This window comes from Microbacterium suaedae (assembly GCF_003254645.1).
In the GTDB taxonomy this organism is placed as follows: Bacteria; Actinomycetota; Actinomycetes; order Actinomycetales; family Microbacteriaceae; genus Microbacterium; species Microbacterium suaedae.
The window spans coordinates 429,459-441,811 of the sequence record NZ_PNFD01000001.1 but is presented as its reverse complement, the minus strand read 5'-3'; the positions used below and the strand labels follow the sequence as shown (position 1 = coordinate 441,811).

Sequence of the window (12,353 nt, the reverse complement as noted above, 5' to 3'; positions counted from 1 at the left end):
GTCAGGAGAATCGCATGGCTCGTCCGCAGAAGTCACCGTCCACCCGTCGCGAGGCACACGTCGGCGGCGTGCCGATCCGCAGCCTTCCGAAGGTCTCTCTGCACGATCACCTCGACGGAGGCGTGCGCGCCTCGACGGTGTTCGAGCTCGCGGGCGAGGCCGGAATCTCGCTGCCCGTTCAGAGCGCCCGCGAGCTCGGCGAGTGGTTCGCCGAGCAGGCGGCCTCGGACTCACTCGTCGACTACCTGAAGACCTTCGAGCTGACGGTGTCGGTGATGCAGTCGGCCGATGCCCTCACCCGGATCGCGCGCGAGTTCGTCGAGGACCTCGCGAATGACGGCGTCGTCTACGGCGAGGTGCGCTGGGCTCCCGAACAGCACACCGACGCCGGTCTCACGCTCGAGGACGCGGTGCAGGCGGTGCAGGACGGCATCGACGAGGCCGAGGAAGCCTCCGATGCGTCGGGGCGCTCGATCCGCGTGAACCAGATTCTCTCAGCCCTGCGGCAGGGGGATCGCTCGTACGAGATCGCGCAGCTCGCCCTCGACTTCCGCGATGAGGGCGTCGTGGGCTTCGACCTCGCGGGGCCCGAGGACGGGTTCCCGCCGTCGCGTCATCGCGATGCACTCGACCTGCTCGCCGGCGAGTTCTTCCCCGTGACCCTCCACGCAGGCGAGGCGGCCGGGCCCGATTCGATTCGCGGGGCGCTTCTCGACGGACGCGCCCTGCGCCTCGGTCACGGCGTGCGGATCGCGGAGGACCTTGAACAGGTCGAGACAGAGGGCGACGAGGTGCATGTGCGCTTCGGCGATCTCGCGCGGTGGGTTCGCGACCGGGAGGTCGCGCTCGAGCTCTCGCCGACGTCGAATCTGGGCACGGGGGCGATCGCGGCCTGGGGAGACCGGATCGAGGACCATCCGTTCGATCTTCTGTATCAGCTGGGCTTCTGCGTCACGGTCAACACCGACAATCGCCTGATGAGCCGGACGACGCTCACGCGCGAGATCGCCCGTCTCGTCGAGGCTTTCGACTACGACATCGACGATGTGCTGCAGTTCCAGCTCAACGCGGCCGCGGCCACGTTCCTCCCGGTCGAGCAGCGGGAGGAGCTCATCGACCTCATCACCGACGGCTTCGACCGCTGACCCCAGGGCGGCGGTCGCCGTAGGCCGCGAGCAGCAGGATCGCGATGAGCTGTCCGGCGAGCATCGTCGTCCCCATCGCCACGAGGTTCACCCCGCCGGTCGCGACGATCGGCGGGATGATCGCGCCGATCGCGAACTGCAGCGTGCCGAGAACAGCGGACGCGGCACCGGCGCCGCGGGAGATGGGAGCGAGGGCGATCGCCGTGATGTTCGCGAGAAGCGAGCCGTGCACGAAGACGCCGACGAGCATCGCGAGGATGACGAGGGCGAGCGGCGCGTCGATGACGCCGCAGGCGACGAGCGCGGCGGATCCCGCGGATCCCAGCGCGATCGCGCCGATCGCGAGCCCGCGCAAGGGGAGGCGCCGCACGAGGCGCGCATTCAGCCTCGTGAGAGCGACCATCGCGAGCGCAATTCCGGCGAAGACGAGGGAGTATGCCTGGGGCGTGAGACCGTACTGATCCTGGAGCACGATCGCCCCCATCGGGATGTACGTGAACAGGGCCATGCCCGCGAACCCGAGCGCGAGGGCGGCGGGAAGGAAGCGCCTGTTCCCGACGACACGGCTCATCTCGGTGAGCTGTGCGCGCAGCGCCCCGCGCGAGCGGTGGTCCTCGGCGAGTGTGTCGGGAACCGCGATCGCGGCGACGACGAGGATCGCGGCGCCCAGGGCGGCCAGCGCGACGAACACACCGCGCCAATCGGTGACAAGGAGCGTCGCGCCGCCCGCGAGCGGCGCGACGACGGGGGCGATCCCGGTGATCGCGGCGAGCGTCGAGAACATCCGCGCCGACTCGGATCCCGAGGAGATATCCCGCACGACGGCGCGCGCGACGACGATGCCGGCCGCTCCGCCGGCTCCCTGCAGGAACCGGGCGGCGATGAGGATCTCGATCGTCGGAGCGGCCGCGCAGAGGAGCGAGAACACGGCGAAGGCGGCCACGCCCGACAGCAGCGGCAGCCGCCGCCCGAATCGGTCGCTGAGGGGGCCGATGAGCAGCTGACCGAAGGCGAGTCCGATCATGCAGGCGCTCATCGTCGCGTGGCCGAGCGCGTCGGTCGTGCCGAGATCCTCCACCATCTGCGGCATCGCGGGCAGGTAGACGTCGGTCGCCAGCGGCCCGAACGCGCTGAGCACGCCCAGCACGACGATGAGCCTGACACGCGATGGCACGGATCCTCCTCGAGCTTCGGATCGCGGGCGGATCACGTCCGCTCCCGCGGCGCGCGGACCCCCGCTCGTGAACCGGTCAGTACGATTCGCGTCGGCGGTCGTCGGCGTCCGGGATGAACGTCGACGCGAGCGCCTCCGCGCCGCGCGCGGCGAGCGAGACGTCCGCGCCGACGAGGAGGAAGGCGGCGCCGTCGTCCGCGTAGCCGCGGGCGACGGCCGGGTCGAACGCGTTGATGCCGACCGGAGTGTCTGCCGCGGCGACCTCATCGAACGCACGGGCGACGGCGGCGGCGACATCCGGGTGGGTCTGCTGCCCGATGAGGCCCATCGAAGCCGCGAGGTCGCTCGGCCCGACGAAGACGCCGTCCACGCCGGGAACCTCGGCGATCGCGCGGGCGTTCTCCACCCCTGCGAGCGTCTCGACCTGCACGATCACCGACACGTGTTCGGAGGCGTTCTGCAGATAGCCCTCGATGCGGTTCCAGCGGCCCGAGCGCGCGAGCGCGCTGCCGACGCCGCGGTGTCCGCGCGGCGGGTACGACGCATGCGCGACGGCGGTGTCCGCCTCGGCAGCGGTCTGCACCATCGGCACCATGATCGTCTGCGCGCCGAGATCGAGCACCTGCTTGATCCAGACGGCGTCGTTCGCGGGCACGCGCACCACGGTCGAGACGTCGTACGCCGCGGCGATCTGCAGCTGCAGCTGCACGCTCTCGAGCGAGTTCGGGCCGTGCTCCATGTCGATCATGAGCCAGTCGAGCCCGGATCCCGCCATGATCTCGGCCATGACGGGGGAGCCCGAGCAGATCCACCCCCCGAACAGGGGGCGGCCTGCGCCGGCGATCCGATCGCGGAGTGTGGGCTTCACTCGAAGCGGCATGTGATGGTTCCCATCGTCCCGTAGTCGGCGAACACGGTGTCGCCCCTCTCGACCCACATCGGCCGAGTGTAGCTGCCGGCGAGGATGAGCTCGCCCGCCTCGAGACGGGCGCCGTGCTCGTGGAACTTGTTCGCGAGCCACGCGACGCCCGTGGCGGGGTGGCCGAGGACACCGGCCGCGACGCCGGTCTCCTCGATCGTCTCGTTCCGGTACAGCAGGGTCGACACCCAGCGCAGATCGAGCTGTTCGGGGCGCATCGGGACGCCGCCCGTCACCATGGCGCCATATGCGGCGTTGTCGCTGATGGTGTCGACGATCGTGCGCCCCTCCAGCTCGATGTGCGAATTGAGCACCTCGAGGGCAGGGGTGACGTACTCGGTGGCGCGCAACACGTCGAAGAGCGTGCACCCCGGCCCCTCGAGGGGTTCCTTCAGCAGGAACGCGAGTTCGACCTCGATGCGCACATTGCTGAACCGGTCGAATGGGAGGACCGCGCCGGTCGACCAGACGGTGTCGTCGAACATGACGCCGTAGTCGGGCTCGGTGATACCGGTCGCCTGCTGCATCGCCTTCGAGGTCAGGCCGATCTTGCGCCCGACGAGGCGGCGGCCCGCGGCGAGCTGCGCATCGCGCCACACGCCCTGGATCGCGTACGCGTCTTCGACGGTCGCCTCGGGATGACGGGCGGTGATGCGGGGCATGATGCTGCGCGCGCGCTCGGCCTCCGCCAGCTCGGCCGCGAGGCTCTGTACGTTCTCCGAAGTGAGCATGGCCGTCAGAGCTGGTGTCCGAGCTTGTACTCGCCCTGCTTCCACTCGGGCATCTCCCGCTCGTCCTCCTCGCGCGTGTACGAGAAGCCATCGGCCCCGATCGTGACGGCCATCTCGCTGTCGTCCGTGCGGGCGACGACGGGCTGCGGGTTTCCGTCGAGATCGAGGACGAGCGACGCGTCGGTGTACCAGCTCGGCACAACGGGGTTCCCCCAGAAGTCGCGGCGCTGATTGTCGTGCACGTCCCACGTGATGACGGGGTTGTCGGGGTCGCCCGTGTAGTAGTCCTGCGTGTAGACCTCGACACGGTGCCCGTCGGGATCGCGCAGGTACAGGTAGAACGCGTTCGAGACGCCGTGGCGCCCCGGACCGCGCTCGATCGCGTCGCTGCGACGCAGCGCGCCGAGCTTGTCGCAGATCGCGAGGATGTTGTGCTTCTCGTGGGTGGCGAAGGCCACGTGGTGCATGCGGGGTCCGTCGCCGCCGGTCGCGGCCGTGTCGTGCACGGTGGGCTTGCGGCGCATCCACGCGGCGTACACCGTGCCCGCCTCGTCCTGGATGTCCTCCGTGACGCGGAAGCCGAGGTCCTGGTAGTGGCGGACGGCCCGCGGCACATCGGGGGTGACCTGGTTGAAGTGGTCGAGGCGCACGAGCTCACCGGGGCTCTGCAGGTCGTAGCGCCAGCTCAGGCGCTCGACGTGGCTCGTCGTGTAGAAGAACTCGTACGGGAAACCGAGCGGATCCTCGACACGCACCGAGTCGCCGATGCCCTTCGTGAACCCCTCCTCGCGGCGCTCGACGCGGCATCCGAGCTCGGAGTAGAAGGCGACTGCCTTGTCGAGATCCTCCGGCGTCCGCACGCGGTACGAGAAGGCCGCGACGGCGGCAACGGGGCCGGTGCGCAGCACCAGGTTGTGGTGGATGAACTCCTCCGTCGAGCGGAGGTAGACGGCGTCGTCGTCCTCCTCCGTGACGTGGAGGCCGAGGATGTCGACGTAGAACTCGCGGGATGCCGCGAGATCGGTGACGACGAGATCCATGTATGCGCAGCGGAGGATGTCGGGCGCGGGCGAGGTGGGCGTCGCCACGGCGTCGCGGGCCTCGATGGGGGCCTCCTGGGACACGAAGAAGCCTGAGGAGGTCTTCGTGCCGCGGCGGTCTGTCTGCGGGGTATCGGCGGTCATGATCAGCGTCCTTGCTCTCGTCGGGTGGTCTCAGGCCTTGCCGAAGCTCGGGTTGTGCACCTTCCCGAGGGTGATGTGCACGGCCTGCTGGTCGGTGTAGAAGTCGATCGAACGGTATCCGCCCTCGTGGCCGAGGCCCGAGGCCTTCACTCCGCCGAAGGGGGTGCGCAGATCGCGGACGTTGTTCGAGTTCAGCCACACCATGCCGGCCTCGATCGCCTGCGAGAAGTTGTGCGCGCGCTTGAGGTCGTTCGTCCACAGATAGGCGGCGAGCCCGTAGCGCGTGTTGTTCGCGAGCGCGAGCGCCTCCTCCTCCGTGTCGAAGGGCGTGATCGCGACGACGGGGCCGAAGATCTCCTCCTGGAAGATCCGGGCATCGGGCGAGACATCGGCGAACACCGTCGGGGCGACGAAGTTTCCCTCGGCGAAGCCCTCGGGGCGGCCACCGCCGGCGACGAGGCGCCCCTCGCCCTTGCCGACACGTACGTAGCTCATGACCTTCTCGAAGTGCTCGGGGTGCACGAGCGCGCCGACCTCGGTCGCGGGATCGTCGGGATAGCCGACCTTGACCCGCTTCGCCTGCGCGGCGTAGCGCTCGACGAACTCGTCGTACACGTTCCGGTGCACAAGGATCCGGGATCCGGCTGTGCAGCGTTCGCCGTTGAGCGAGAACACCCCGAAGATCGTCGCGTCGATCGCGGCGTCGAGATCGGCATCGTCGAACACGATGGCCGGCGACTTGCCGCCGAGTTCCATCGACAGCCCCTTGAGGTACGGTGCGGCGTTCGCGAAGATCAGCTCGCCCGTCTTCGACTCGCCCGTGAACGAGATCAGCGGCACGTCGGGGTGCTTCACGAGCGCGTCGCCCGCGTCTTCTCCGAGGCCGTTGACGAGGTTGAACACGCCTGCGGGCAGGCCCGCCTCCTCGAAGATCCCCGCCCACAGCTGCGCCGAGAGCGGCGTGAACTCGGCCGGCTTCAGGACGACAGTGTTGCCCGTCGCGATCGCCGGACCGAGCTTCCACGACTCGAGCATGAACGGCGTGTTCCACGGCGTGATGAGCCCGGCGACGCCGATCGGCTTCCGATTGACGTAGTTGATCTGCCGGCCCGGCACCTTGAAGGTGTCGTCGGCCTGCGCCACGATCAGATCGGCGAAGAAGCGGAAGTTCTCGGCGGCGCGGCGCGCCTGGCCCTTCGCCTGCGTGATCGGCAGACCCGAGTCGAACGACTCCATCTCGGCGAGCTGCTGGTCGCGGGACTCGACGATGTCGGCGATCCGGTGCAGCACGCGCGAGCGCTCGCGCGGCAGCATCCGCGGCCAGGGGCCGGAGTCGAACGCCTCCTTCGCGGCCGCGACGGCGGCGTCGACGTCGGCCTTCTTGCCGGCGGAGGCGTGGATGTAGGTGCGGTTCGTCACGGGGTCGAGCACCTCGAAGGTGTCGCCGTCGATCGAATCGACGAACTCGCCGCCGATGTAGTGGCGGATCCGCTCGGGCAGGTCCTGGGGCAGCGATCGCTGGTGGTCGGTCATCTGTCGTCTCCTCGTCATCGGGAAGGTGGGGGCGCGTCAGCGCGACGCGCGGTTGTCGAGATAAGCGTTCATGGTGCGCCAGCGGTGCTGCCTGGCGGTGTCTTCGATGTCGGCAGAGTCGGCGCCCTCGCGGACAAGCCGCAGGATGTCGTCGTGCTCTTCGACCGACTCGGCGGCGCGTCCCGGCACGAATGCGAAGGTGGAGTCTCGCACGTTGTTCAGGCGCGTCCACCCGCGCTCGACGAGATCGCGCAGATGCGGGTTCGGGCACTCCTCGAACAGGATCGTGTGGAACTGCTCGTTCAGGACCGTGAACTCGTGGGGATCGAAGTGGGTGAGCAGATCGCGCATCCGTCCGTTCAGCTCTTGAGCACGGTCGAGGTCGTCGGCCGTGATGTGCGTGGCTGCGAGCGCCATCGCGGCGCCCTCGAGCACGCCGAGCGTCTGCATCGCGTGCACGTACTCGTCTCGATCTGCGAGAGCTACGCGCGCTCCGACGTTGCGTTCGAACGTCACCAGGCCTTCGGCTTCGAGTCGGCGGATCGCCTCGCGCACGGGCACCACGCTCATGTCGAGCTGGCGGGCAATCTCGCCGAGCACCAGGCGGTATCCCGGCCCGTATTCGCGTGACGAGATGCGTTCGCCGATCCAGCCGTAGGCGCGCTCTGACTTGCTGAGGGCGGCGGTGCCGCTCATCGGCCCGTCTCCTTCTCATAGCGGGCGCGCCACTCGGCGTTCATGGGGAAGAGCCCATCGACGGCCGCACCGCTCCGTACCTGCTCGCCGATCCAGTCGTCCTCGTCCTCCTGCGCGAGGGCGGCGTCGACGGCTTCTTCGGCGATCCCCGGAGGAACGACGATGACGCCGTCGTCGTCGCCGACGAGGATGTCGCCCGGCTGCACGGTTGCGCCGCCGCAGGCGATCGTCACGTCGGACTCCCACGGCACGTGCTTGCGTCCGAGGACGGCGGGGTGGCCGCCGCGGGCGAACACGGGAATGTCGAAGCCCGCGACGAGATCAGAGTCGCGCACGCCGCCGTCGGTGACGATTCCGGCGGCGCCGCGCGCCTGCGCCCGGAGGGCGAGGATGTCGCCGAGAGTTCCGGACTGACGCTCGCCCCGGGCCTCGATCACGATGACCTCGCCGCTGCGCACCGTGTCGAAGCAGCGCTTCTGGGCGTTGTATCCGCCGCCGTGCGACGCGAAGAGATCCTCGCGGAGGGGGACGAAGCGCAGGGTCTTCGCGACGCCGACGAGCTTCGCGCCCTTCTCGAGCGGCTGCACGTCGTCGAGGAAGCACGAGAGGATCCCGCGCTTGCGGAGCTGCTGGGACAGGCCCGCGACGGGGCAGCGTTCGAGCTTCGCGCGGAGCTCGGGCTCGATCACGGGGGCATCGGTGATGCCTGCGGCCTCGCGGGAACCCCACGCCTCCTCGCGCTGGGTGTCGTCGACTGCGGGGAGCGAGCCGAGGGCGGGGTCGAAGCCGCCGGGGCCGTCGACGACTCGCGAGATGAGGCGTCCGGTCGACGGCGCGCCGTCGACCGAGGGGGCGTCGACCTCGACCTCGATCACGTCGCCGGGGTTCGCGACCGAGGAACCGGCCGGTGTCCCCGTGACGAGGATGTCGCCGGGCTCGAGCGTCACATGCTGCGAGATGTCGGCGATCAGCTGAGCGAAGGGGAAGAGCATGTTCTCGTCGGCGGTCTCGTCGCTCTGCACGAGGGTGCCGTTGCACCACGTGCGCACGCGCAGAGCGTCCGGGCGCACCGCACGGGCGTCGAGGAGCCCCGGGCCGATGGGGGTGTATCCATCGCGCCCCTTGTTGCGCAGATTGGAGCCCTTGTCGTTCGAACGCAGATCGTACAGTCCGAAGTCGTTCGCGGCGGTGACCCAGCCGATGTGGTCCCATGCGCGGTCGGGAGAGATGCGGGAACCCGCCGTGCCGACGATGAGCGCGATCTCGCCCTCGTAGGCGAGCAGCTCGGTTCCCTCCGGGCGCACCACTTCGGATCCGCTGGCCGCGAGCGAGCTCGTGGGCTTGAGGAAGTACGACGGATGCGCGGGGCGCCGGCCCCGCTGTGCGGCGCGCGAGACGTAGCTGAGGTGGACCGCGATGATCTTGCCGGGCGCGAGCGGGAGGGCTGCGTGCCGCGGATCGTCCGGGTGAGGGGTCGTCATGGCGCCTGTGCCTTCCGTGCGGATGTGTTCGTATTCGAAATCGTATATCATCGTCCGTGAGTGGACAAGACCTCGCTGCGCAGGACGCGGGCGGGGGCCATGGCGGCGGGCAATGCGGCCAGCCGACCGACATCCTCGACAAAGGAGTGAACGATGTCTTCATCGCCTCATCTCACACCCACCGGAACGATCGCCGGAACCCATGATCGACGCCGCGTCGCCTTCGCAACCGTCGCGGGCACGACGATCGAGTGGTACGACTACTTCATCTACGCGATGGCCGCCGGGCTCGTGTTCGGCGAGCTGTTCTTCCAGCCGGCCGGCGCGGGGGTCGCGACGATCCTGTCGTTCGCGACGGTCGGGATCAGCTTCCTGTTCCGCCCCCTGGGCGCGTTCCTCGCGGGTCACTTCGGCGACAAGATCGGCCGCAAGCCGGTTCTCGTCATGACGCTCATCTTGATGGGGTGTGCGACGGCGCTCGTCGGTGTGCTGCCGACCTATGCGTCCGCAGGCGTCATCGCCCCGATCCTCCTCATCTTCCTTCGCGTGATCCAGGGCATCTCCGCCGGCGGCGAGTGGGGCGGCGCCGTCCTTATGGCCGTCGAGCACGCGCCCGCGAAACGGCGCGGGATCTTCGGTGCAATGCCGCAGATCGGCGTACCGATCGGTCTGCTGCTTGCGAGCGGCATGATGCAGATCATGAACGTGCTCTTCCCGGGCGATGCGTTCCTCGAGTGGGGCTGGCGCATCCCGTTCCTGTTCAGCATCGTGCTCATCGCGATCGGGTACTGGATCCGCCGCGGCGTCGAGGAGAGCCCCGTTTTCGCAGAGATCGCCGAGCGGAAGGAACGGACCAAGGCTCCCGTCGTGAAGCTCTTCGCGCGCTTCACCCCGCTCGTCGTCCTCGCGGCGTTCGTGTTCGCCGGCAACAACGCCATCGGCTACATGACCACGGGCGGCTACATCCAGAACTACGGCACGGTCGAGCTCGGCCTCGAGCGCGGCCCCGTCCTCGCCGCCGTCACCTGGTCGGCCGTCAGCTGGCTCGTCTTCACGGCGCTGGGCGGATGGATCAGCGACATCATCGGTCGCCGGACGACCTACATCGTCGGCTACGTCCTGCTGGGCGCCGCCGCGATCTCGGCGTTCCCGCTCGTCAATGTCGGAACCGTCGCGTCGCTGACGACGGCGCTGCTCCTGCTCACGGTCGGGCTCGGGCTCACCTATGGCCCGCAGTCGGCCTGGTACGCCGAGCTGTTCCCCTCATCGGTGCGGTTCTCGGGCGTCTCGATCTCGTATGCCCTCGGATCGATCATCGGTGGCGCCTTCTCGCCGACGATCGCCGCGTGGATCTTCGAGTCCACGGGCGACGCGGTGAATATCGGGTACTACCTGCTCGGCATGGCGATCCTCGGGCTCGTCGCGACGATCCTGCTGCGCAGCCGCAACGGCATCAACCTGCGTCCGGGCGCCGAAAAGGAACAGCGCTCGGGCATCTACGTCTGGGAGAAGCCCGCCGCCTGACCCGGCGACAACCCGTCATTTCTGGCACATCCCTGCCGGGCTTCCCGGTAGGGATGTGCCAGAAATGTGGGGAAGGGAGTCAGTTGCGGGTGTTTACCCGGATGATCTCCTGCTGGTACGGCGCGATGACGCGGCCCGAGATCCGCAGATCGACCATGAGGAACGGGCGCTCGTCGGCCGGCCTGGCGACCCACTCGGCCACGCGATCGAGGTCGGCCAGCGATGTGACGACGAGGCCCTCGGCGCCCGCGGCCGCTCCGAGTGCGGCGAAGTCGACGCCGGGGATGAGCATGGGGCGATCGTTCAGCCCGAGCACGCCGTAGAGGTTCACCTCGGCGCCGTACGCTCCGTCGTTCCACACGACGCAGATGCCGCGCCCGCCCGCGGTGCGCACGGCGGTCTCGAGGTCGGCGAGCGCCATGAGTCCGCCGCCGTCGCCCGTCGTGAGCACAATCGTCGCCTCGGGATCCGCGGCGACGGCGCCCGCCACGCTCGGGAAGCCGAATCCGATCGACTGGTACGCCGTGCCGACCATGACCATCCGGCCCGGCGAGGCGACGGGCCAGAACATGTTCGCCCAGCCGATGAAGTGGCCGCCGTCGCTCACGACGACGCGATCCTCCGGAAGCAGATCGGCGAGTCGGGCGGCGGCGGCGCGCGGATCCAGTCGCCCGTCGTCCGCGAATTCCTCGCCGACTTCTTGGATCCGGAGGGCAGCCGCGTCGATGCTCTCGCGCCATCCAGATCCGGATCCCGCGCCGAGCTCGGCGACGAGCCGCTCCGTGACGAGGCGGGCGTCGCCGCGCAGATAGGTGCCGACCCGTGGGTGCGTCGCTGACGGTGCCGTGTCGATCTGCACGACGTGCGTCGTGGGGGAGAAGAGGTCGCCGAAGCGCATCGTGAACTGGTTGAGGGATGCCCCGACCACGACGGCGACATCGGCCGCGTGGATGAGGTCCATCGCTCCCGGCGCGCCGAAGCCGCCCGTCACGCCGAGATCGTAGCGCTCGTCGGGGAAGACGCCGCGTCCGAGCGTGGACGATGACGTCACGGCGCCCGTGCGCGCCGCGAGCGCGCCCAGCGCGTCGGACGCATCCGCGAGCCACGCGCCGCGCCCGCCGATGAGGATGGGACGTTCTGCGGCGTCGAGAAGCGCCGCGACCTGCGCGAGCGGCGCATCGGGTCCGGGCTCGATGCTCGGCGTCGGGGACAGCTCGGGGAGGACATCGGGGAGGGGGCCCGCCTCGCGGGTCGGGACATCGTAGGGGAGCGCGAGTACGACGGGGAGTCGCTTCGCGAGCGCCTGCTCGATCGCCAGTGTCACGGTCGCGACGGCGTCGAGGCGGCCGACGGTGTAGGTGCGTACGCCGACCCCGGCCGCGAGCGCGATCTGATCGACGTCCCACGGGCGCGCCCCCGATGTGGGTTCGTCGCCGACGACGAGGACGAGCGGGATCCGCGCCATGGCCGACTCGGCGAGCGCGGTGAGCGTGTTCGTGAAGCCGGCGCCGTAGGTCGTCGTCGCGGCGGCGATGCGGCGCGAGACGCGGAAGTGTGCGTCGGCCGCGACGACGGCGCCCTGCTCGTGGCGCACCGCCGTGTATGTGGCGTCGGTCGAGTTCAGGAGGGCATCGAGGAGGTACGCATTGCCGTTGCCCATGACACCGAAGACGTGGTCGACGTGGTGGGCGAGGGCATGGGCGACGTGCTGTGCGACGTTCGGCATGGAGATGGCCTTTCGGGAGACAGGAACGGAATGTGGGGAGTCCGTATGTGTCTCGCGGCTGCCGTGCGCGCTTCGTGCCCCTTTTTCGGGCACCGACCCTCGTCGTCGGGGGTCGGACGCATCGAGTGTAACCCGCCTCTCGTTGTGCGCGAGACGATGACCCCGTAGGATCTCTGTATCTATTAAAGAACTGAGTGTTCGATTATCGAACCGCTCGGGACGACGACGGCGTCGCGGATG

The 12,353-nt window shown here is 69.2% G+C and carries 10 protein-coding genes; 2 read left to right on the top strand and 8 right to left on the bottom strand.

The annotated features are described in order from the left end of the window. Positions 1–14 precede the first annotated feature (14 nt). Positions 15–1,145: an adenosine deaminase gene (locus C0012_RS01920; RefSeq protein ID WP_110588452.1), complete on the top strand. Its 1,131-nt coding sequence runs from the start codon at positions 15–17 to the stop codon at positions 1,143–1,145. On the opposite strand, the gene C0012_RS01915 is transcribed toward C0012_RS01920, so the two are convergent. The 7 genes from C0012_RS01915 to C0012_RS01885 form a co-directional block, all read right to left on the bottom strand. Continuing rightward, positions 1,123–2,319, bottom strand: coding sequence for a multidrug effflux MFS transporter (locus tag C0012_RS01915; RefSeq protein ID WP_162621798.1), 1,197 nt, complete (start codon positions 2,317–2,319; stop codon positions 1,123–1,125). The two genes, C0012_RS01920 and C0012_RS01915, sit on opposite strands and share 23 nt — an antisense overlap. Before the next feature lie 76 nt (positions 2,320–2,395). Continuing rightward, positions 2,396–3,199 carry an HpcH/HpaI aldolase family protein gene (locus C0012_RS01910; protein ID WP_110588454.1) on the bottom strand — a complete coding sequence of 268 codons (804 nt, stop codon included), beginning with the start codon at positions 3,197–3,199 and terminating at the stop codon, positions 2,396–2,398. Further along, on the bottom strand, positions 3,184–3,969 hold the full coding sequence (hpaH, locus tag C0012_RS01905) for a 2-oxo-hept-4-ene-1,7-dioate hydratase (RefSeq protein ID WP_110588455.1): 786 nt from the start codon (positions 3,967–3,969) through the stop codon (positions 3,184–3,186). Before hpaH ends, C0012_RS01910 begins: the two co-directional genes overlap by 16 nt. Before the next feature lie 5 nt (positions 3,970–3,974). Then, complete coding sequence (gene hpaD / locus C0012_RS01900; protein ID WP_110588456.1) at positions 3,975–5,153, bottom strand: 3,4-dihydroxyphenylacetate 2,3-dioxygenase; 1,179 nt, start codon at positions 5,151–5,153, stop codon at positions 3,975–3,977. 30 nt (positions 5,154–5,183) lie between these two features. After that, complete coding sequence (gene hpaE, locus C0012_RS01895; protein ID WP_110588457.1) at positions 5,184–6,686, bottom strand: 5-carboxymethyl-2-hydroxymuconate semialdehyde dehydrogenase; 1,503 nt, start codon at positions 6,684–6,686, stop codon at positions 5,184–5,186. Positions 6,687–6,722: 36 nt separating this feature from the next. Continuing rightward, positions 6,723–7,382, bottom strand: coding sequence for a GntR family transcriptional regulator (locus tag C0012_RS01890; protein WP_110588458.1), 660 nt, complete (start codon positions 7,380–7,382; stop codon positions 6,723–6,725). Beyond that, the gene (locus tag C0012_RS01885) at positions 7,379–8,863 is read right to left on the bottom strand and encodes a fumarylacetoacetate hydrolase family protein (protein ID WP_110588814.1); all 1,485 of its coding nucleotides are present in this window, start codon (positions 8,861–8,863) and stop codon (positions 7,379–7,381) included. Before C0012_RS01885 ends, C0012_RS01890 begins: the two co-directional genes overlap by 4 nt. Before the next feature lie 153 nt (positions 8,864–9,016). On the opposite strand from C0012_RS01885, the gene C0012_RS01880 reads away from it, so the two are divergent. Further along, the gene (locus C0012_RS01880; RefSeq protein ID WP_110588459.1) at positions 9,017–10,387 is read left to right on the top strand and encodes an MFS transporter; all 1,371 of its coding nucleotides are present in this window, start codon (positions 9,017–9,019) and stop codon (positions 10,385–10,387) included. A gap of 79 nt (positions 10,388–10,466) precedes the next feature. On the opposite strand, the gene C0012_RS01875 is transcribed toward C0012_RS01880, so the two are convergent. Beyond that, complete coding sequence (locus C0012_RS01875; RefSeq protein ID WP_110588460.1) at positions 10,467–12,113, bottom strand: thiamine pyrophosphate-binding protein; 1,647 nt, start codon at positions 12,111–12,113, stop codon at positions 10,467–10,469. Positions 12,114–12,353: the final 240 nt, after the last annotated feature.